Origin of the sequence: Lactobacillus bombicola, from assembly GCF_900112665.1 — a bacterium.
GTDB lineage: Bacteria > Bacillota > Bacilli > Lactobacillales > Lactobacillaceae > Lactobacillus > Lactobacillus bombicola.
Map to the genome: position 1 here is coordinate 300023 of NZ_FOMN01000001.1, position 22543 is coordinate 322565.

17 protein-coding genes are annotated in these 22543 nt (G+C 35.7%); all 17 read right to left on the bottom strand.

All coding sequences use genetic code 11. The features are described from left to right. Positions 1 to 67: 67 nt before the first annotated feature. Positions 68 to 1906, bottom strand: coding sequence for a translation elongation factor 4 (gene lepA / locus BM203_RS01440; protein ID WP_090092171.1), 1839 nt, complete (start codon positions 1904 to 1906; stop codon positions 68 to 70). Between the two features lie 350 nt (positions 1907 to 2256). Then, positions 2257 to 3396: a molecular chaperone DnaJ gene (dnaJ, locus tag BM203_RS01445; RefSeq protein WP_090092172.1), complete on the bottom strand. Its 1140-nt coding sequence runs from the start codon at positions 3394 to 3396 to the stop codon at positions 2257 to 2259. Positions 3397 to 3474: 78 nt separating this feature from the next. Then, positions 3475 to 5313: a molecular chaperone DnaK gene (gene dnaK / locus BM203_RS01450; protein ID WP_090092174.1), complete on the bottom strand. Its 1839-nt coding sequence runs from the start codon at positions 5311 to 5313 to the stop codon at positions 3475 to 3477. A gap of 19 nt (positions 5314 to 5332) precedes the next feature. Beyond that, complete coding sequence (grpE, locus tag BM203_RS01455) at positions 5333 to 5911, bottom strand: nucleotide exchange factor GrpE (protein WP_090092175.1); 579 nt, start codon at positions 5909 to 5911, stop codon at positions 5333 to 5335. A 12-nt stretch (positions 5912 to 5923) separates the two neighbouring features. Then, on the bottom strand, positions 5924 to 6973 hold the full coding sequence (gene hrcA / locus BM203_RS01460) for a heat-inducible transcriptional repressor HrcA (RefSeq protein WP_090092177.1): 1050 nt from the start codon (positions 6971 to 6973) through the stop codon (positions 5924 to 5926). 126 nt (positions 6974 to 7099) lie between these two features. Beyond that, entirely contained in the window at positions 7100 to 8032 is a 933-nt protein-coding gene (ribF, locus tag BM203_RS01465; protein WP_090092178.1) for a riboflavin biosynthesis protein RibF, read from the bottom strand. 19 nt (positions 8033 to 8051) lie between these two features. After that, the gene (gene truB / locus BM203_RS01470; protein WP_090092179.1) at positions 8052 to 8945 is read right to left on the bottom strand and encodes a tRNA pseudouridine(55) synthase TruB; all 894 of its coding nucleotides are present in this window, start codon (positions 8943 to 8945) and stop codon (positions 8052 to 8054) included. 38 nt (positions 8946 to 8983) lie between these two features. After that, positions 8984 to 9346 (bottom strand): ribosome-binding factor A, encoded by a 363-nt coding sequence (locus BM203_RS01475; RefSeq protein WP_090092181.1) that lies wholly within the window; start codon positions 9344 to 9346, stop codon positions 8984 to 8986. 18 nt (positions 9347 to 9364) lie between these two features. Beyond that, positions 9365 to 12007, bottom strand: a complete 2643-nt coding sequence (gene infB, locus BM203_RS01480; protein ID WP_090092183.1) for a translation initiation factor IF-2 — start codon at positions 12005 to 12007, stop codon at positions 9365 to 9367. 4 nt (positions 12008 to 12011) lie between these two features. Then, a complete protein-coding gene (locus BM203_RS01485; RefSeq protein WP_090092184.1) occupies positions 12012 to 12323 on the bottom strand; it encodes a L7Ae/L30e/S12e/Gadd45 family ribosomal protein in 312 nt (103 codons plus the stop codon). Positions 12324 to 12325: 2 nt separating this feature from the next. Continuing rightward, positions 12326 to 12622, bottom strand: a complete 297-nt coding sequence (rnpM, locus tag BM203_RS01490) for an RNase P modulator RnpM (protein WP_090092186.1) — start codon at positions 12620 to 12622, stop codon at positions 12326 to 12328. A gap of 17 nt (positions 12623 to 12639) precedes the next feature. Then, complete coding sequence (nusA, locus tag BM203_RS01495) at positions 12640 to 13827, bottom strand: transcription termination factor NusA (protein WP_090092187.1); 1188 nt, start codon at positions 13825 to 13827, stop codon at positions 12640 to 12642. 18 nt (positions 13828 to 13845) lie between these two features. Then, positions 13846 to 14319 carry a ribosome maturation factor RimP gene (gene rimP / locus BM203_RS01500; RefSeq protein ID WP_090092189.1) on the bottom strand — a complete coding sequence of 158 codons (474 nt, stop codon included), beginning with the start codon at positions 14317 to 14319 and terminating at the stop codon, positions 13846 to 13848. Positions 14320 to 14424: 105 nt separating this feature from the next. Next, a complete protein-coding gene (locus tag BM203_RS01505; protein ID WP_090092190.1) occupies positions 14425 to 18732 on the bottom strand; it encodes a PolC-type DNA polymerase III in 4308 nt (1435 codons plus the stop codon). A 5-nt stretch (positions 18733 to 18737) separates the two neighbouring features. Further along, positions 18738 to 20438, bottom strand: coding sequence for a proline--tRNA ligase (locus BM203_RS01510; protein WP_090092192.1), 1701 nt, complete (start codon positions 20436 to 20438; stop codon positions 18738 to 18740). Between the two features lie 34 nt (positions 20439 to 20472). Beyond that, the gene (gene rseP, locus BM203_RS01515) at positions 20473 to 21732 is read right to left on the bottom strand and encodes an RIP metalloprotease RseP (RefSeq protein WP_090092194.1); all 1260 of its coding nucleotides are present in this window, start codon (positions 21730 to 21732) and stop codon (positions 20473 to 20475) included. A gap of 10 nt (positions 21733 to 21742) precedes the next feature. After that, positions 21743 to 22540 (bottom strand): phosphatidate cytidylyltransferase, encoded by a 798-nt coding sequence (locus tag BM203_RS01520; protein ID WP_090092196.1) that lies wholly within the window; start codon positions 22538 to 22540, stop codon positions 21743 to 21745. Positions 22541 to 22543 lie beyond the last annotated feature (3 nt).

The following is a 22543-nucleotide window of genomic DNA, read 5'->3' on the forward strand; positions in this document are numbered from 1 at the left end:
ATGCTGGAACTTAAAAATTGTCACAGTACCATATTAAATCTTTGGAATTAAAATATCTTGTTAAAATTTATTTTGAGTTTAAATCATCGTCATTCATTCTTAGAACTGCCATAAACGCATCTTGGGGAACTTCAACTTGTCCAACAGCCTTCATTCTCTTTTTACCACGTTTTTGTTTTTCAAGTAACTTTGCCCGACGATCAGGGTCACCTGTATGAATTTTCCAAGTAACATCTTTACGATACGGCTTAATTGTTGCTCGCGAAATTATTTTTGCTCCAATTGCTCCTTGAATATCAACTTCAAAGTTTTGCCTTGGAATCAGCTTCTTTAGCATTGAAGTCATTTGTCTTGCTCTATTTTGTGATTCATCGCGATGAGCAATAAAACTCAAGGCATCGATAACTTGTTTATTTAGCAAAATATCAATCTTGACTAAATCGGTTGCACGATAGCCAGTAATTTCGTAGTCTAGTGATGCGTATCCTTTAGTAGACGATTTTAAATCATCAAAGAAATCATAGATTATTTCGGCTAAAGGCATATTATAAATTACATTAACCCGGTATTTATCTAAATAATCCATTGTAACAAATTCACCGCGTTTACGTTGACAAAGTTCCATTACCGGACCTACAAAGTCATTTGGTACCATTACTTCTGCTTTAACATAAGGTTCTTGAACTTCACGATATTCTCCAGCTGAAGGCAAATCAGATGGATTGTCAATCACTTTTGTAGAGCCATCGTTCATAATTGCATGATAATCGACTGAAGGGGCTGTCATAATTAGATCTAAATTAAATTCTTGCTCTAATCTTTCTTGAACCACATCCATATGCAATAGACCTAAAAAGCCACAACGAAAACCAAATCCTAATGCAGTAGAAGTTTCTGGTTCAAATTCCAGTGCAGCATCATTTAATTGTAATTTTTGAAGTGCCTCTTTCAAATCGTCATATTTTGAGTTATCAACTGGATACATACCCGAATAAACCATTGGTGGGATTTGACGATAGCCAGGAAGTGGTTCAGCTGTCGCATTTTCGCTTGAAGTAATTGTATCTCCCACCCCAGTTTCACGAACTGACTTAATATTAGCTGTTAGATAGCCAACATCTCCAGCAATTAAAAGATCTTTTTTCACGGGATGCGGACTAGAAACACCAACCTCAGTTACTTCATACTCTTTTCCCGTGTTCATGATTTTAATATGGTCACCAGGTTTAACCATTCCATCTTCGACTCTAATTGATAAGACGACCCCACGATAGTCGTCATATTTTGAATCAAAAATCAAAGCCTTAAGTGGTGCCTCTAAATCACCATCCGGAGCAGGAATATCTTGTACAATTCTTTCTAATAAATCACCAATACCTTGCCCAGTTTTACCTGAAACTTCAGCCGCATTAGACGCATCTAATCCTAACATCTCGGTAATCTCTTCTTTTGCTTGCTCGGGATTTGCTGATGGTAAATCAATTTTATTAATAACCGGTAAAATTTCTAAATCATCATCAATAGCTAAATATGTATTGGCTAAGGTTTGTGCCTGTACACCTTGAGAAGCATCAACGACCAAAAGCGCTCCTTCACAAGCAGCTAGTGACCTTGAAACTTCATAAGAAAAATCAACATGACCTGGTGTATCAATAAGATGAAAAATATAATCTTCACCATTTTGAGCATGATATTTAATTTCAACTGAGTTCATTTTAATTGTAATTCCTCGTTGACGCTCAAGTGGCATATCATCTAGCATTTGATTCTTTAACTGCCGCTCTGAAACCGTATCGGTTAACTCTAAAATTCGATCAGCAATCGTTGATTTACCATGATCAATATGAGCAACAATTGAAAAGTTGCGAATATGTTTTTGATAATCTTCTAATTTTGTTAGATCCATAAATCATTTGCATCCTTTTATTTTTTCTGTCATTGACCAATCAACGTTTTAATGCTGATTGATGCAATTTTTATTTCTTAATTACTTTCAGATTAATAATTATTTACTATATTATTGTGAAGACTACTTTCTTCTTTCTGTGTAAGACAATTATACCATACCCCCATATTGAAAAAATAACTGCAAGTTAGACCTATGTTTCAGAATAAAGTCTTAACATTAACTTTTAAGTAATTATTACTACTAAAATCAATTAAATTAATTATCTAGCAGGAATTTTTAAATGCTGTGATTTTCATTGACTGTTTAGCAGAATAAAAAAACGCAATAACTAAATTGCGTTTTCTTAATTATTGCAGTTTTTCTTTTAATCTTTCAAAGAAACCTTTTTCTTGTGGATTAATGGATCCCCCGCCAGCCTTAACAAAGTCAACCAAGGCTGCTCTTTGTTTTTCGTTAATGGTCTTAGGAATCTGTACTTCAACTGTTGTTACTTGATCACCACGTGCATTACCACGTAAATATGGAACTCCCTCACCTCTTAATGTGAATTTTTTATTAGGCTGGGTACCAGCAGGAATTTTTAATTTTTGCTCCCCATGAACAGTTTTAACTGTAATTTCATCCCCAAGAGTAGCCTGAGCAAATGAAATTGGCACCGTTGTATAAATTGTATTCCCTTCACGCTTAAAGTCCTTGGACGGTTTTATCCGATATGAAATATATAAGTCACCATAAGGCCCACCGTTTTTACCAGCTTCACCTTGACCTTCATAGCGTAACTGCTGACCATTGTCAATTCCGGCTGGAATATTAACTTCTATAGTGTTTTTACCATCTACAACACCATTTCCATGACACGTACCACAAGGATGTTCAATAATAATCCCTCGTCCATTACATTTGTCACAAACCGTTTGTCGTCGAATCATCCCAATCATTGACTTCTGCGTAACTGTCATATAGCCAGTTCCATTACATTTGTCACAAGTAATTGGATGGGTACCCTTTTCAGCACCACTTCCCTTACATGTCCCACAAATTTCACTACGAGTATATGAAACTTGCGTTTTTTTACCAGTAATAGAATCCATGAAATCAATAGTTAGAGTATAGTCTAAATCTTCGCCGCGTGTTGGTGCAGTCGGATCTGCTCGTCGCTGTCCACTAGAAGCGCCACCAAAGAAATCGTTAAAAATATCACCAAAATCACCAAAACCACTAAAGTCACCGTAGCCTTGACCTGCACCACCAAAGCCAGCTTGGCCATTCACACCAGCTGCACCAAATTGATCGTACTGACTCTTCTTTTGTGGGTCATGAAGAACTTCATAAGCTTCATTTATTTTTTTGTATTTTTCCTCTGCACCTGGTTCATGATTGATATCAGGATGGTATTTCTTAGCTAATTTACGATAAGCAGAATTAATTTCTTTATCACTGGCATTTCGATCAACACCTAGCACACTATAATAATCTTCTTGTGCCATCTAAAAGCTCCTTACTTTCCAAAAGAAAAGAACTACTTTCATGGCAGTTCTTTTCTAATTTATTCAATTATAAACCCATTACTTGTCAGGGTCTACTTTATGAAATTCGCCATCACTAGCTGAACCATCACCTGCATTGCCATTTTGACCATCAGCTTCAGCACCAGGTTGTCCTTGAGCTCCACCATTAGCTTGGTATAACTTAACCGCTAAATCTTGAGCAACTTTTGATAGTGCATCTTTCTTAGTCTTCATTTCTTCCAAGTTATTGTCCTTTTGTGCCTGCTTCAATTCATCAAGCGCATCTTGAACCTTCTTAATATCGTCTTCAGAAACTTTATCCTTAACTTCACCCAAAGTCTTTTCAGTTGAGAAAATTAATTGGTCAACTTCATTGCGTAAGTCAACTTCTTCTTTCTTCTTTTTATCTTCTTCGGCATGCTCTTCAGCTTCTTTTTGCATCTTTTGAATTTCTTCATCGGATAAACCAGATGAACTCTTAATGGTAATCTTTTGTTCTTTACCGGTACCCATATCTTTAGCCGAAACATTTACAATTCCATTCTTATCGATATCAAAGGTTACTTGAATTTGTGGAACACCACGAGGTGCGGCAGGAATATCAGTCAGTTCAAAACGACCCAAGGTCTTATCATCAGCAGCCATTGGACGTTCACCTTGCAAAACGTGGACATCAACAGCAGGTTGATTATCAGCAGCAGTTGAAAAGATTTGACTCTTAGACGTTGGAATTGTGGTATTCTTTTCAATTAATTTAGTGAAGACACCACCCATGGTTTCAATACCAAGTGAAAGTGGAGTAACATCGAGTAAAACGACATCCTTAACATCACCTGAAATAACACCACCTTGAATAGCAGCACCTAAGGCAACAGCTTCATCAGGATTGATTGAGTGGTCAGGTTCTTTGCCAGACCACTTCTTAACTGCTTCTTGAACCGCTGGAATTCTAGTCGATCCACCATTTAAAATAACCTTATCAATATCATTAACAGTTAAGTCTGCATCTTTTAGTGCATTATCAAATGGAATCTTAGTTCGATCAACAAGATCAGCCGTTAATTCATCAAACTTAGCACGAGTCAAATCAGCTTCTAAGTGTAATGGACCGGCTTCACCAGCAGAAATAAATGGAAGTGAAATGTGAGTTGAAGATACACCAGATAGATCTTTCTTAGCTTTTTCAGCAGCATCTTTTAATCTCTGTAGTGCCATCTTATCAGTTGATAAGTCCACGCCATTTTCATCTTTAAAGCCTTTAACAAGCCAGTCAATAATCTTATTATCAAAGTCATCACCACCAAGACGTGTATCACCATTAGTGGACAATACCTGAAAAACACCATCACCTAGTTGCAAAACAGAAACATCGAAAGTTCCACCACCAAGGTCATATACTAAAACTTTTTCATCTTCAGCATCTTTATCCAAACCATAAGCAAGTGATGAAGCAGTTGGTTCGTTAATAATCCGTTTTACTTCTAAACCAGCAATCTTACCAGCATCTTTAGTAGCTTGACGTTGAGCATCATTAAAGTAAGCTGGAACCGTAATAACTGCTTCAGTAACCTTCTCACCTAAATAGTCTTCTGAAAATTTCTTAATATATTGTAAAATCATTGCAGAAATTTCTTGTGGTGTATAGGCCTTATCCCCAATTTTGACTTTATAACCAGCCTCACCAATGTGACGCTTAATTGAAGAAATAGTATTAGGATTAGTAATTGCTTGCCGTTTAGCTACTTCACCAACTTGAATTTCACCATCCTTAAAGGCAACTACTGAAGGAGTAGTTCTGTTACCTTCTGGATTAGTAATAATTTTTGGTTCCTTACCTTCAAGAACTGCAACTGCAGAGTTAGTTGTTCCAAGATCAATACCGATAACTTTTGACATTAATAAAACTTCCTTTCAATTATTGTGCAACAACAACCATTGCTGGTCTTAATGTGCGATCCTTATATAAATATCCCTTTTGTAAAACCTGAACGATATAATTCTTCTGCTCATTATTTTCAGCAGTAACCGTTTGAACTGCCTGATGTAAGTTTGGATCAAATTCTACACCTTCAGCATCGATTTCACTAATTCCATGATCTTTCATCGCTTTAATCAAGGAGTCAAGAGTCATTTGAACACCCTTTTTAAGCTGCTTTGAAGCTTCATCATCTACTTCAATTGCTAAAGCTCTTTCTAAATTATCCATTGCCGGTAAAATATCTTTAGCTAAAGACTGAGATTCATACTTAATCAATTGTGCACGTTCATTATTATAACGATTTTGCATATTTTGCATTTCTGCTTGACTACGTAAGTATTTATCTTCTAAATCTTTATTTTGTTCCTGCACCCTAGTTAACTCTGATTTGATTTTATCTTTTTCAGATTCAGATGCTTGTTGATCATCTACTTGAGCTTCAAAATCTTTCGTTTCATCCGTTGCCGGTTGATTTTCTATAAAATCTTTTTCATTAGTCTGTTTTTCTTTACTCACAGTTAACCCCCTTTATTTAAATCTACCATAATATTCCAGTAGCTTTTTAGCTAATTCATTTCTAAAATATTCTAGTAGGCCAATCACTTGCGAATATGGCATATTATTAGGACCAAGTAAAGCAATAATACCCTTACCATATGACCCTACACTGTACTCTGCAGTAAGAAGACTATAATCCTTCAATAAATCATTAGATAATTCCGAACCTAAACTAACTCTTATGGGTGAGTGACTATCACTTGAGTTCATTACATTAGTCATTAAATTCGAAACTATATCTTCATGACCCAGTAATTCATAGAGCGATTTCAAACTTGAAGCATCGCTTAGTGAACTGTTATTTAAAAGGTTTAGCTGCCCGTCAACATACATTTGCTCACTAGTAGCCTCTTTAACCACATCTTCAACCAATTCAATTAATTCAGTGATATGATGAAGACCAAATTTTTCACTTAAATCTTGACTTAATGAACTCGGGTTTATTTCGTTTAAAGTCTTACCTACCAATTCATCGTTTAGCATTCGCACAGCTTTTTCAACTTCATCGCCACCAATATTATAGGGTAAACGATAAACTTGACTGTGAACATTCCCATCACTGGTAACCAAAATAGCCATAACTTGCCTATTCACTAATGGAACAATTCGAAAACCAGTAATAGTTAAAGAATTACTCTCTGGTCCTTCAGCAAAAGCAGTATAATTAGTCAAATTAGATAAAATCTTGGCCGCCTCTTGAACAATTTCATTAACTTGATGAAATGGCTGGCTAAATTGTAGCATAATTCTATCATATACTGATGCTGGCAAACGTAATGGCTCAACTAAATTATCTAAATAGTACCGATAGCCTTCAGTTGATGGTAAACGGCCACTAGATAAATGAGTTTTTTCAATTAAGCCCTTGTCTTCTAAAAGAGCCATTTCATTACGAATAGTTGCACTGGAAACTTTAATTGGCAGTTGGTTCATTACAGTTTTTGAACCGACAGGATCATGTGTCTGTGTAAAATTATTAATAATTGTTTTTAAAATTAATTCTTGACGTTCGGTCAACATAAATATCGCCCTCACTTTTAGCACTCTTATTTGCTTTGTGCTAACAATTATTATGATACTAGTATTTAGCAGAATGTCAAGCTGAGTGCTAATTATTTTGAAATAAATTTTTGCAACAATTTCAACTTACCTGTACCGCTCAAAATAGTCTGTAATCTTTAATTTATCCTGTTTCATTTGCTCTTTTAGTTGATTTAAATTAGCAAACTTTATTTCGCCACGTGTATACTTATACCATTTAATTATTATCTTTTGGTCATAAGCCTCTTCACTAAAACCAAATAAGTTAGATTCAATATATATTTTTTGGGCACTGTTAATTGTTACATTATAGCCTACACTAGTCATTGATTCATACCACTTACCATTAATCATTGTCCTTGTAGCATAAACGCCAACTTTAGGAATCACCTTATTCTCATCCCAAACTAAATTAGCAGTTGGAAAGCCCAACTTGTGACCATTACGTAGTCCATGCCCAATATAACCGGACATGACATAAGATGTGCCAAGTAAGTCTTTAACTAAGTCCATTTTCCCATTTTTAATAGCTCTTTTAATCTCTGTTGAGCCAATTTTTTGGCCATTGTATGTTTGTTCCGGAACCGTAATAAGCTCAAATCTGTTTTGCGCAAATTTGGGTAAATTCTGCATATTGGCAATATTTTTAGGTCCATAGGTATAATCAAAACCAGCAACAACAGTCTCAGTATTAAGTTTAACAATAATATTATCTACAAATTCTTGGGCACTTACTTTGCTAAATTGCTCATTAAAATGCATCACCAACAAATAATCTACTCCAAGCTGCCGCATTTTATATATCTTTTCATCTAGGGTATCAATATAACTCACTACTTGGTTTTGATAGACCTCCTTAGGATGCCGATCAAATGTCATTAGCACTAAGGGTAAGCCCTTACTATTGGCAGTGTTCTTTGCAACCTTTATTAACTGCTGATGTCCACGATGAACACCATCAAAAAAGCCGAGAGCCAATACAATTTTACCCGGGACAATATTCTTTTTAACTGGATAAGATAAATGAATAATTTGCACTGTTGAACCTTCATTTCATCTAATTATTTTGCAAAAGCATTAATTCAGGACGGTACATTGTACCTCTGGCTTGATAAATCGCCTTAACTTTATTATTGTACCTTAATGCAACTTTTTTTGCATTCGTTTTCAAAGCAATTGCTGCCCCATTTTTTACCTTTAGCCATTGATTTTCGTTCAAGTCAATTGTCTGATAATCTTTGAAAAATACTTCGATTGGTTGTATTGCTTTTTTAGCTATAGCTGGATTGCTAATAATTTCATCTAGTTTAACAGCTTGACTGAGATTAAAGCCTGAGCTTGCTGTCCTTCGTAAGGTTTGCATTACTGCCGGAACACCTATATTTTCGCCTAGGTCATTGACAAGTGAACGCACATATGTGCCTTTACTACATTCAATTTCAAAATTAAAAGTTTCTTGTCCCTTTTCTAAGTCAAATTGAGGCTCATCAACCGCGTTGTATGCAAAAATTTTAACTAATCGCTTTGGTCGTTCAACCTCAATACCTTCGCGTGCATATTCATAGAGGTGCCTGCCATTTAAACGTACAGCTGAGTAAATTGGTGGAACCTGTTCTATTTTTCCAATAAACTCTTGCATCCTTGTTTGCAGAGTATCTTTACTAATTTTCGTTGTTAAACGCTTAGTTTCGAGCACTTTACCAGATGTGTCATAACTATCCGTGGCATAACCTAACAGGCCTGCACCACAATATTTTTTATTTTTTTGATGCATTAATTCAATCAATTTTGTTGCTTGTCCAATTGCAATTGGTAAAACTCCAGTTACATCAGGGTCTAAAGTTCCCGCATGGCCAATTTTTTTAATATGCAGTACTTTACGCAAATGGTAAACAACATCTGCACTCGTCATACCCTTTTCTTTATCAATTACTAATATTCCGTTAATCATTTCCCTACCTACTAAAAAAGCGCTAACCAGCGCTTTTCTTAATTATTGCGATCTGCATCTTGCTTTTTTACTTCTGCAATTAAACGATCAATCTTACTACCATATTTAACTGAATTATCCCGTTTAAAAATTAATTCTGGAACTTTATAAACAGTTAAAATTTGTCCTAAGAGATGACGCATCATTCCCTTAGCTTTTTCTAAACCAATAGCCGTTTCTTCTTCCTTTTTTGGATTTTCAGAAAGAATGCTGTAATAAACAGTAGCATAAGACAAATCATTGGTACATTCAACTGCTGTAATCGTTACATCTTTAACACGTGCATCACGTATATCTTTTCGTAAAATTTTAGTTAATTCACGCAGAATTTCGCCTTCAACACGACCAATTCTATGTTTCATACTTTGCTCCTAATCACACTATTTTTGTGGCTTAACTTCCTGTTGTTCAACTGCTTCCAGCTCATCGCCAATTTTAATGTCATTATAACCTTCGATTGTTAAACCACAGTCAAAGCCCTGCTTAACAATTTTGGTATCATCTTTAAACCGTTTTAATGAACCAACTTTACCAGTATAGATTACAACACCATTACGTATCAAATTAACATCCGCATCACGTGAGATATAGCCTGAATCAACAAAAGCTCCAGCAATAGTGCCGACTTTAGAAACTTTCCATGTTTCACGCACGGTCAAATTCCCAACAACTTTATCTTCATATGTTGGCTCAAGCATTCCTTGCATAGCGGCTTTAACATCATCAATTGCTTTATAAATAACACTATATAAACGTATGTCGACTCCGCCATCTGTTTCCGCCTGCGACTTAGCGGTTACAGTCGGACGAACATTAAAACCAATAATAAATGCGTTCGATGCGGCAGCTAATGTTACATCGGATTCATTAACTGCACCAACACCAGCGTGAATAATATTAACCCGGACACCCTCAACGTCAATTTTTTCAAATGATTGTTGTAAAGCTTCAACAGATCCTTGAACATCAGCTTTTAAGACAACACCAACTTCTTTCATATTCTCTTTCTTCATTGTATCGAAAAGATTATCAAGGGTTACATGTTGTACATTTTCCCTGGATTGCTGTAATGCTTGTTGCGCCCTCTGTTCGCCGACACTACGTGCTGTCTTTTCATCATCAAAGACAACTATCTTATCAGCAGATTCTGGCACATCATTTAGCCCAGTAATTTCAACTGGCATCGATGGAGTAGCTTTTTCAACTTGACGTCCACGATCATTGGTCATTACCCGAACGCGTCCAAAACGATTCCCCACAACAATCGGATCTCCAGTATGCAACGTACCTTGCTGAATTAATAAATCAGCAACTGGACCACGTCCCCGAGATAACCGAGCTTCGATTACTGTACCAATCGCCTTTTGCTTAGGATCAGCCTTTAGTTCCATTAAATCAGCTTGGAGTAAAATCATTTGCAAAAGCTCATCAACATTTTCACCAGTTTTAGCAGATATTTGAACATAAATGGTATCTCCACCATAATCTTCTGGTATTAAATTATATTTCATTAATTGTTCGGTAACATGTTCCGGGTTAGCACCTGGCACATCCATTTTGTTAATTGCAACAATTATTGGCACTTTTGCACTTTTAGCATGATCAATTGCTTCAATAGTTTGTGGCATTACTCCATCGTCAGCTGCAACAACTAAAACAACAATATCTGTTATTTCTGCACCACGTTCACGCATATTTGAAAATGCCGCATGACCTGGAGTATCCAAAAATGTTATTGGCTTATTATCTATTTTTACTTGATAAGCTCCAATTTTTTGAGTAATACCACCAGCTTCATGTGCTGAAACTTGTGTATGGCGTAAGCGATCTAATAAAGTTGTCTTACCGTGATCAACGTGTCCCATAATTGTAACGACTGGTGGGCGTTTAACTTGTAATTTCGAATTTTGCGAAGCTTCCATTTGTTTTTCATAAAGAGTATCAATGTCGGAAATATCTTCATGAATTTTTTCTTCAGCGTTAATCCCATATTCAGCCGCAATTAACTCAATTGCATCTTTATCTAATGATTGATTTTGATTGGTCATCACTCCAAGCATAAATAATTTTTTAACAATTTCTGCTGGTTCACGATGCAATAATTTACCCAAATCTTGAGCATTCATCCCAACTTCATAAACTAAAGTTTCTGGCAATGGGCGCTCTTTGCGTTGAGTTGGTTGTTTTTTAGGTAATTGTTCAAATTGCCGCTTTTTACCCTTATTTTTGCGCTTTTCTTGATGCTTTGAAAAATTATTGCCAGCATAATTTTGATTTTTTCCCTTACGACCAGGCTTACCAGAATTGCGAGTATGACCATTACCACGCCGATTCTCATCTTTTACAGGCTCTATCGTGGTATTATCTTCAATAACTCGATGCTTATTAACCGAAGATGACGCCTGATTTTGTTTCATTCTTGCTGGCGAAGGCTTAATTATTTTAGGACCGACTGTCTTAGGAGTAACTGCTACTTTTTTAACAGTTTGCTTTTCATTTGAACTTATTTTTTTCACTTCTTCTATTTTTTTAGTTGGCTTTTCTTCATTTGACTTTTCAAAATCATGTCGACTAACCTGTTTTGTTTGCTGATTTAATGAATTTTCTTCAACTCGCTGTTTTTGCTTTAACTGCTTAAGCAAGTCTTGTGCTACCGGCTTAGACGTTTTTTCATTATGATTTGTTTTAATCTTTTGTTTTTTGTTTACTTGATCACGATGCGCCTGATCATTTACACGATTAGTATTCCGCTTTTTAGTAGTCTTTTTTTCATCAACCTTTTTTTCGTTTTTACGAATTGAAGTTACAGAAACTTTGATTTTACTACTTTTCGAAGCGGATTTCTCTTCCTTTTTAGTGGGAGCGGGGTTTTGAAAACTACCCTTTATCTGATTCACTTCTGAATCTTCCAGTGATGACATATGATTCTTTACATTGAAACCGAGTTCTTTCGCTTTATTAACCACAACTTTATTCTCGATGCCTAACTCTTTTGCAATTTCATAAATTCTTGTTCTAGTCATCCAATCACACTCCTTCATTAATCTTTTGTACTAATGCTTTATAAAAACCAATATCAGTAATACCTAATACTTTACGCTTTTTGCCAATTGCATGTGAAATTTCATCACTATTAAAAGCAGAAATAATACTTATCCCACTTTTGGTAGTAATTCTATTGACCTTTTCACTTGTACCTTCATGGCAGTCATTAGCCAAAATAACAACTTTGATTTTCTTTGCTTTAAGACCCGCAAGAACAAGTTCCTGACCTGAAATTATTTTCCCAGCTCGCTCCGCAAGACCTAGCAAATTCAACGCTTTTTGTCTACTTTGCAAATCTAACTATCACCAAATAATTCTTTTCTTGCCTTTTGATGATCGACATAAGCATATAACTCGTCATAGAATGCTGCTGAAATTTTAGTTCCGAGACTGCGATCTAACACGCCTTTTTCTTGTGCAGACTTGATTTTGGTAGGATCTAATGAAACATAAGCACCACGACCTGGCTTTTTACCAGTTGGGTCAACAAAAACATTTTTTTCTTTATCAATTACAATGCGAACTAACTCTTTTTTAGGTTGCATACTATTAGTTAATAAATCTTTTCGCATTGGAATCTTTCTTTTTTTCAAAAAAATTCCTCCTTGCCTTATTCATTATCAATATGCTCATTTATTTCTAAATTTTGCTTAGTCTCTTGTATATCACTCAATTGGTCTTCATTGTCAGTACCTGATTGTTTCTCATTTGATACAGAATCAGTGCTTTCTTCTGTATTGTCATTTGCTTCATCAACAAACTCAACTTCAGATTCTGGTCTAATGTCAATTTTATAGCCAGTTAAGCGTGCAGCTAAGCGAACATTCTGCCCCTTCTTACCAATAGCAAGTGATAATTGATAATCAGGTACAATTACCAATGCACTTTTTTCATCTGCTTCATCGCCAAATTGAACTGCAATAACTTCTGCAGGATTTAGGGCATTAGCAATAAAGTCTGACGGATCTTGCTCGTAATTGACAATATCAATATTTTCACCATCAAGTTCATTAACGACATTTTGCACACGTGTACCACGTTGACCAACACAGGTTCCAACAGGATCAATATTAGGATCATTTGATTTTACCGCGATTTTAGTTCTATCACCAGCTTCACGCGCAATAGAAATGATTTCAACTGTACCATCGAAAATTTCTGGGACTTCCTGTTCAAATAATCTTTTAACCATATCTGGTGCAGTTCGTGAAACTGTAATTTGAGCTCCTTTGGAATCAGAACCAACATGAGTTACTAGTACACGAATTTGATCTTGAGGATTATAAATTTCATTTGGCATTTGATCATTGCGAGGCATAACAGCTTCTACATTACCAATTTTAACATAGACAAAGCGATTATCACGTCTTTCAACTGTTCCAGTAATTAATTCATCTTCGTACTTTGAATATTCACTAATTATCTGATTTCTTTCAGCTTCACGTAAATGTTGCATGATAACTTGTTTGGCTGTTTGAGCTGCAATGCGACCGAAGTTCTTTGGTGCAACTTCAAAGCGAATTGTATCCCCTAATTCATATGCACGGTTGATTGCTAAAGCATCTTTTAAACTAATTTCTAGTCGATCATCATGAACTTCTTCCACAACAACTTTCTCAGTCATTAACCTAAAGTCGCCCTTACGTTCATCAAATTTAACTACAACATTAGTTGCTTGGTTATAATTCTTTTTATATGCTGCAACGAGGGCTGCTTCAATTGCTTCAACAATTACCTCTTGCTTAATACCTTTTGTTTCTTCTAAAGTAGCAAACGCCTCTAGCATTTCTTTAGACATAAGTTTTAATCAACCTTTCTAAAATTCAATTGCAAATCGAACATTTGCAACTAGTTTACGGGGAATAGTTAACTGCTTCCGCCTTGTTTTAATTTTAATTTCCAATTTTATTTCGTCATTAGTATATGACTTTAAAATACCTTCATATTCTTTTTGGTTATCGATTTTTTGATAAAGTGCAATGTGAATGTAATTATTCAAAGCCTTTTGCCAATCATTATTAGTTTTTATTGGTCGCTCAATACCAGGAGAAGAAACTTCTAAAATATAGGGGTCAGGAAATGGATCGGGGCTTAATTCATCTAACTTAGTAGAAATCAGCTCACTAAGCCCAGCAATTTCATCCATATCAATTCCATCATCTCGATCCACATATATGCGTAAATAATTTTGTCCTTTTTCTTTCACATATTCACTATCTACCAATTCATCTCCACGTGACTTTATAATTGGGATAATTTCTGCAAGAACAGCTTCTTTAACTTTCGCCAAGTACTTTCCTCCGTAATAAAAAGAGTGAGCAATCAATGCTCACTCCGAATCACTTATTCGAACTTCTTTATTAATTATATCATATTTATACTAATACTGCAAAAATCAAAAGAGTGATAGTTGATTTTGATCAGGCAAGCCTTCCAAAACACCATTTTCTTCTAAATAGTCCATGATTGTCTGCGATACTTTGCCCCTTTTTGCCAAATCTTCTTTTGATAAAAATTCTTGTTCTGCTCGTGCAGCAACAATTTGTTTTGCAGCATTTATCCCTAAGCCAGGAACGGCATTAAATGGCGCTAAAATTGTATGTTGGTCAACAATTGTAAAATTAGTTGCTTCAGATTTATTAATATCAACCATTTTTATACTAATACCACGTTCAAGACACTCATTAGCAATTTCTAAAACAGTTAATAGACTTTTATCTTTAGCAGAAGCATCATTACCTTTGGCTTGAAGGTCACTCATTGCCTTTTTAACAGTATTTTTACCATGACTCATTGCTACTAAATCAAACAGATCAGCCCGAACTGAAAAATAAGCAGTGTAATATATTTCAGGATAGTAAACTTTAAACCAAGCAATTCTTAAGGCCATTAAAATATAAGCAGTAGCGTGGGCCTTCGGAAACATATATTTTATTTTCAAACAAGACTGAATATACCAACTAGGAATTTTATTATTTTCTTGTAAAACAGCCATGTCTTCCTCACTGATACCACGACCATGCCGAACCGATTCCATAGTCGAAAAGGCAACTTCAGGTTTAACGCCCCAGTGAATAAGATCTGTCATAATATTATCACGACAACCAATTACATTTTTCAGTTTGCAAATACCATTATTAATTAGTTCCTCTGCATTACCTAACCAGACATCCGTCCCATGAGAAAGACCAGAAATCTGTAATAGTTCGGAAAAAGTAGTTGGCTTAGTTTCTTCAAGCATACCACGAACAAATCTCGTTCCAAATTCTGGTACTCCTAAAGTTCCAGTTTTAGATTGTATTTGCTCTGGTGTCACTCCTAAGATATCAGGACTAGAAAATAATGACATAACGCCGGGATCATCAGGTGGAATAGACAGTGGGTCTACTCCTGATAGGTCTTGAAGCATTCTAATCATCGTTGGATCATCATGTCCTAAAATATCAAATTTCAATATATTGTCATGAATCGAATGAAAATCAAAATGAGTTGTTTTCCATGTTGCATTAACATCATCTGCTGGGTATTGTACTGGAGTAAAATCATAAATATCCATATCATCCGGAACTACAACAATACCAGCTGGATGTTGCCCAGTTGTTCGTTTTACTCCGCTGACTCCTGCTGCTAAACGATCTAATTCTGCTCTTCGCAGATTTAACTCTTTTTCATCATCGTAATGTTTAGCATAACCATATGCTGTTTTATCTGCAACTGTCGCAATTGTCCCAGCTCGATAAGAATTTACGGGGCCAAACATCACCCGAATAAAATTATGTGCCACTGGTTGATAGTCACCAGAAAAGTTCAAATCAATATCTGGAACTTTATCTCCGTGAAAACCTAAAAAAGTGGCAAAAGGTATATCTTGGCCGTCTTTGACCAAATCTGTATCACATTTGGGACACTTTTTATCAGGTAAATCATAGCCAGAACCATATTCACCATTCTCAAAAAATTGGGAATATTTACATTTCGGACAACGATAATGCGGCGCGAGTGGATTAACTTCCGTAATTCCAGACATTGTTGCAACAAGACTAGAACCAACTGACCCACGTGAACCAACTAAATAACCGTCTTTATTTGACTTAGCAACTAATCGTTGTGATATTAAGTAAATTACTGCATAGCCATTTGAAATAATCGAATGCAATTCCATATCAACACGGTCTTGAACTAGCTTAGGTAGCGGATTGCCATAAAGCTCATGCGCTTTATCATACGTCAGCTTTTTCATTTCTTCATCAGCATTTTCAATATGTGGCGGATAAAGTCCATCTTTAATTGGTGCAATTTCTTCAACTGATTCAGCAATTTTATTTGGATTTGTAATAACAATTTCTTGAGCCGCTTCTTCACCCAGAAAACTAAAAGCATCTAGCATTTCTTGAGTAGTATAAAAATGCAAATCAGGTTGTTTTTTATTTCGATCAGGGTTACCCCTTTGCGCAGAAATTAAAATTGTCCTGTAAATAGCGTCATGCGGTTCAACGTAATGGGCATCTCCAGTTGCAACAACGGGCTTATTTAATTCTTGCCCTAATTGATATATATTACTTAAAATTTCTTCTAATTCTGCTTCATCGGCAATTAGGTGATCGTCAATCATTGCGGCGTAATTTGCAGGTGGTTGAATTTCCAAATAATCATAAAATTCTGCCTTCTTGCGTGCTTCATCATACCCTTTTTGCATCATTGCAGTAAAAACTTCACCTTCACCACAGCCAGATCCATAAAGCAAGCCTTCATGGTTTTCAATTAAATCAGATTTAGGGGTACGTGGAATACGATAAAAGTCTTCAGTGCTCGCAATAGAAATTAAACGATACATATTTTTTAAGCCAGCTTGAGTTTGAGCCAATATAGACATATGTTGCGGTCGTGCTCTTTTAAACACTTGACCGTGAGCCGCATAATCATTCATTTTCCCCAAATCGTCCTCACCAAATTTTTCAGTAAAGGCAGTAAGTAGTTTAAACATTAAATAGCCCGTTGCTTCTGCATCTTGATTTGCTCTGTGATGATGTTCAAGTACAACATTGTATTTTTTAGCTAATGAATCGAGGGTGTGTCGCGTTTGTTCTGGATGAAGTAGCCTTGAAATTTCAAGGGTATCAACTACTGGCTGTGTGATTTCACTCAAATTTGCTCTTTTTAAAGCAGCATTTACAAAACCGACATCAAATTGAACATTATGCCCACAAAGCGGCCTTGCACCATAAAAATCCTGAAACTGTTTGATTACAACATCTTCATCATCAGCAGCTTCTACCATTTCATCCGTAATAGAAGTTAAGTTAATCGTTTGTTCACTTAAAGGGTGATGCGGATTTATAAATTTATCAAACCGATCAATTACTTCGCCATTTTTCATTTTTACAGCACCAATTTCGATAATAGTGTCATAAACTGACGATAATCCAGTTGTTTCAACATCAAAAATTACGAATTCTTGATCTTCATATTTCATTGGCGCAGGATTAAGGATCAATAAGGCATGATCATCAATCATATTTGCTTCAAGACCATAAACAATCTTTATACCATTCTTCTTGCCAGCATTATAAGCTTCAGGAAAGGCTTGTACATCTGCATGATCTGTAATAGCAATCGCCTTTTGCCCAAATCGTTTAGCTGCTAAAACAAAATCAGTCGCTGTATTAGTTGCATCAAGCTGACTCATATTAGTATGCAAATGCAATTCAATACGCTTCTCTTCACCTTTATACTTTTCAATTCTCTCAGTATGCTCAACTATTTCAAAAGAAGAAATATTGAAAACAACGTCGTGGCTCCATTGATCTTCAGCTGCAGTACCCTGCATCTTAGCCCAAGTTCCCCGTTTCAATTTACTAATATTTTCTAGTTGCTCATCATCCGAAATAAACTTTTTGAATGAAATTGAATCAGTATAATCAGTAATTTCTCCCATATAAATATGAGAGCCGTTTTTAAGTTCCCGTACATCAGTATTAAAAATGTTGCCCTCAATAACCACATTTCTGGTTCCGGCAATAACATCCTTAATTTGAGTTACTGTCATTTTTTTATCAAGTGTTCGGTTACCATAGCGCGTTTTTTTAGTTTGATAAATCGGTTTTTTAGAGTATTCCTTTGGTGGGGTTGCCAAATAAGCCTCTTGCATATTTTGCTCATGCTGCTCCTGTAATTGCTGTAAACTTGCTAAATTACTTTGTGAGCTGGCCTCATCGATTTCCGTTACAAACTTTAAATTGAAAAAGCCGTAATCTCTCATTTCAATTGCTAACTGGTCTAATACCTTTTGTTCCAATAACCCATCTACCACTAAATTGTCAACCGGAATAATCCACCGTCCATCTTCTTTTCGCGGTTGATGGCTTGCAATGAACTCTCGTGCAACTGGTTGCAATAGTTGCGAGGTTTGAACTGCATATTGCCAATAGTCAGTTAAATAATTATCATCTCCGTTTTCTGATCGCACAAACAAATGTGTTTTAACAAATGAAGAAAAGCTTGCCGTCATTGCCTTATTTAGAGCATCATAAGTGGCAAACTTTAACGGTGTAGCAAAAAGAACATGGATATCCCATCTATGCTCTTTAGCGTAAACATCCACGTTCTCAATTTGGCCCTTTTGCAGTATATCCTCATCTTCAAATTGTTTAGGGAAATTAATCTGCTCTAACAGGCGTAAGAAAAGTTCGTTTTTATTCGTCACGAAAATTATCCTAACTCTTTATTTACAAAATCTGCTAGTTCAGTAGTTGTCATCTCAGTAGCCACTTCATCACTTGGTCGCTTAACTTCAATAATTCCTTCACTAGCCTTTTTACCAATTGTAATACGAACGGTAGCACCAATCAAATCAGCATCAGCAAATTTAACACCGGGACGTTCATTGCGGTCATCGTATAAAACATCATAATTTTTACTGAACTCTGCTTCAAGTTGCTCAGCTAATCTAGTCTGTGCTTCATCTTTCATTTTCATTTGGACTATGTGCAAATTGAATGGAGCAATTTCTTTTGGCCATGCAATACCAAATTTCGTCAAATGCTGCTCAATTACAGCTGATAAAACACGTGTAACGCCAATACCGTATGAGCCCATAATCACTGGTTGTGATTTTCCATTTTGATCTAAAAAATCAGCTCCCATTTTTTCAGTATAATATGTACCAAGTTTAAAAATATGTCCTACTTCAATTGAAGTAGTAAATTTAAGCGGTAAATGGTCGACTGGATCAGGTTCACCTTCATTGGCAACACGAAGATCACTGACTTGGTCAATTTTAAGATCACGATCAAAATTAACGTTCTTTAATTGGTAACCATTCTCATTTGCGCCAACAACAGTATTGACTAAATTCTTAATTGTTTCATCAGCAATAATTTGATCAGCCCAGGTAGCATTTATTGGACCTACGCTTCCCTTTTTCAAGCCAGTAAGCTGGTATAATTCATCATCACTAGCGACTCTTACTGAATCTGCATCAAGTAGATGAGTAAGCTTTACTTCATTAACTTGCTTATCACCACGAATTAAGACCAGTACATGATCTTTTTCATTAACTATATAAAGGATGCTTTTTACAATTTTAGTTGCTGGCACATTTAAAAATTTCGTTAAATCAGCAATGGTTTCTTGTCCTGGAGTGGCAACCTTAACAATTGCTTCTTCCTTTTCTTGACTAGGCTTGAAAGTATCAACACTAACCGCCATTTCTAAATTAGCAGAGTATGTATTAGTTTCGTTAGTGGCAATTGTATCTTCTCCAATAGCTGCCGGAGCTTGGAATTCAGTAGAATTTTTACCACCCATGGTACCAGAATCGGCAATTACTGCTGTCACATTAACTCCACAACGTTTGAAAATAGCTTCAAATGCCTTCTTTTCATCATTAAATTGTTCATCCAATTGTTCTCTAGTAGCAGCGAAACTATAGGCATCCAGCATAATGAATTCACGCGTTCTTAATAAACCAAACCGTGGCCGATTTTCATCACGAAATTTATTTTGAATTTGGTATAAAGCAATTGGCATTTGCTTATAGCTTTTGATGCTTTTAGCAACAATTTGCGTAAATGTTTCCTCATGAGTCGGTCCTAGTAAACTTTGCCGACCATGCCGATCATTTAATCTAAACATTTCTAAACCGTATTTTTGCCAACGCCCTGATTCTTCCCATAATGAAGCAGGTAGTAATTCTGGCATAGCCATTTCCGGCACATTGATTTTGGCCATTTCTTCTTTTATTATCTGTTCAACTTTGGTTAAGACGCGATAACCTAATGGTAAATATGCATAAACACCAGCAGTTACTTGCCGAACATAACCACCCCGAAGCATCAGCTTGTGACTAGCCGCAACTGCATCAGCTGGAGCCTCCTTTAAAGTAGGTATAAATAATTTAGATTGACGCATTAATTTCTCCCCCAAAATAACTTTTTAAAAAATTCTATTTAATAAAATAGCGATATATGTCATTGCCAGTCACTGCAATAATCAAAATAAGTAACAGTCCAAAACCGATTAGTTCTACTAACGCCTCATGATCTTCTGAAATTGGTTTACCACGAACAATTTCAATTAAATTAAGCAAAAACTTTCCTCCATCTAAACCAGGAATTGGAATCATGTTTACAATCCCCAAGTTTATTGAAATCATCGCTAAAAATGCCAAAATATACGGTAACCCTAATTGTGATACTTGTGATGTTTGTGAATATATTCCAACTGGACCTGATAGTTTATTTAAACTAAAATGTCTGAACAATCCACCAACAGCATTAAAAATCATTCCAGTTGTTGATACGGCCATCTCCCATCCTCGTTGAGCCTTGGCAGAAATATGCTCATCACTTTGTGCATGGATTCCGATTTGATAGATGGTTTGGCCCTGAACTTTAATTGATTTTGGCTTAACACTAGCTGTCTTTGTTTGACCATCTTTATTAATAAAGGAAACTTTAATATTTTTTCCCTTACTATGATTAATAAAGTCAGAAACCTCTTGAAAAGTAGTAATCTTGTAATTGTTAATTTTAATTAGTCTAGAGCCTGGTTCGATTTTCGCCAATTTAGCAGGTGAATTAGTATCGACATGACTAACAGTTGTTGTAGCTGGACCTGGAATTGTAAAGGTCCAAATCATAAAAACAACAAAGCCCAAAATAATATTCATTAATGGACCAGCGATATTAGTCGCTAATTTTTGCCAAACATTGGCTTCTTGAAATTGAGTATCACGCGGAGCAATAATTAATTCGGTTTTTGTTTGATCGATTATAGTAGCATCATGATTAACATGATAGGTTACTCGATCTGCCTCATTGCCATTTTCATATCCTGAAATAAATAACTCATCAACCAAATCAGCTTTTGTAATTAAGACTGGGATGCCCTCAATTGGCACATCTGATTTAGAAGCATCAATTTTGATAACTTCGTTTTGCTCATTTAACTGTAGAATCACCGTCATCCCGGGTTCAAGTGCTGTGTCGTCATCTTTACCTGCTAAACGAACATAGCCACCTAATGGCAGCCAACGGATGGTATACGTGGTTGGATTACGACGCACTTGAAAAAGTTTTGGCCCCATTCCAATCGAAAATTCACGTACCAAAATACCACATTTTTTAGCAACAATGAAGTGCCCGAATTCATGGACAAAAACTAACAACCCAAATACAATTAAAAAAATTAGTATACCTTTCAAAAGAAATCTCCTAGTGGACAATACCTAATAAAGCAGCAAAAACTGGCAAAACAAACAGCATACTGTCGAATCTGTCTAAAATTCCACCATGACCAGGCAAAATTTTACCAGAATCTTTTACATTATAAAAACGCTTGTAGGCAGATTCAACTAGGTCCCCCATCTGGCCAACAATGGATAAGATTAAAGCAAAAATCACCAATTCAATTAAAGAATAACCTAATGGAACAAAATAGGCATAAATTGTTGCACAAATAACTGCGCAAATTGTTCCTCCAATTGAACCTTCCCAAGTTTTATTGGGACTAATCACTGGCCATAATTTATGTCGACCAATTTTTCGACCGATCATATAAGCCCCTGTGTCTGTTAACCAAACCACTACAAATACATAGCAAAGTAAAGCCAGTCCATGCGAACTATTTCTAATTCCTGCCATATAGTGAAAGCCAGTGCCAATATACAGTGATCCCAAAGTATAAACACCAATATCATCAAAATTTGTTTTATTCTTTGATAAAACAGTCCATGTTAACATTAACATGATTAATGCAAAATAGATGCCATACTTAGTCCAATTAAATGGCATTGCCTTAATAAAGGTATCTGGAATTGCCCAAGTTATCGTTGCCAATAATGCTAATACAAAATTAACTGATACTAAAATTTGCTTTTTCATTAAAAATATTTCACTGATTCCAATTGCTGCAAAAGCAACAGTGAGCCAGTCCATCCAAAGCCCACCTGCCCAAACAATCGGAATAAACAAAATTAAAGCAATAATTGCTGTGATTACACGTTGTTTCATATA

What these genes read in the sequence shown, in the direction of transcription:
- infB (WP_090092183.1), bottom strand. Translation starts at nt 12,007, where the DNA reads ATGACTAGAACAAGAATTTATGAAATTGCAAAAGAGTTAGGCATCGAG.
- BM203_RS01510 (WP_090092192.1), bottom strand. Translation starts at nt 20,438, where the DNA reads ATGCGTCAATCTAAATTATTTATACCTACTTTAAAGGAGGCTCCAGCT.
- truB (WP_090092179.1), bottom strand. Translation starts at nt 8,945, where the DNA reads ATGATTAACGGAATATTAGTAATTGATAAAGAAAAGGGTATGACGAGT.
- nusA (WP_090092187.1), bottom strand. Translation starts at nt 13,827, where the DNA reads ATGTCTAAAGAAATGCTAGAGGCGTTTGCTACTTTAGAAGAAACAAAA.
- dnaJ (WP_090092172.1), bottom strand. Translation starts at nt 3,396, where the DNA reads ATGGCACAAGAAGATTATTATAGTGTGCTAGGTGTTGATCGAAATGCC.
- BM203_RS01475 (WP_090092181.1), bottom strand. Translation starts at nt 9,346, where the DNA reads ATGAAACATAGAATTGGTCGTGTTGAAGGCGAAATTCTGCGTGAATTA.
- hrcA (WP_090092177.1), bottom strand. Translation starts at nt 6,973, where the DNA reads ATGTTGACCGAACGTCAAGAATTAATTTTAAAAACAATTATTAATAAT.
- dnaK (WP_090092174.1), bottom strand. Translation starts at nt 5,313, where the DNA reads ATGTCAAAAGTTATCGGTATTGATCTTGGAACAACTAACTCTGCAGTT.
- BM203_RS01520 (WP_090092196.1), bottom strand. Translation starts at nt 22,540, where the DNA reads ATGAAACAACGTGTAATCACAGCAATTATTGCTTTAATTTTGTTTATT.
- lepA (WP_090092171.1), bottom strand. Translation starts at nt 1,906, where the DNA reads ATGGATCTAACAAAATTAGAAGATTATCAAAAACATATTCGCAACTTT.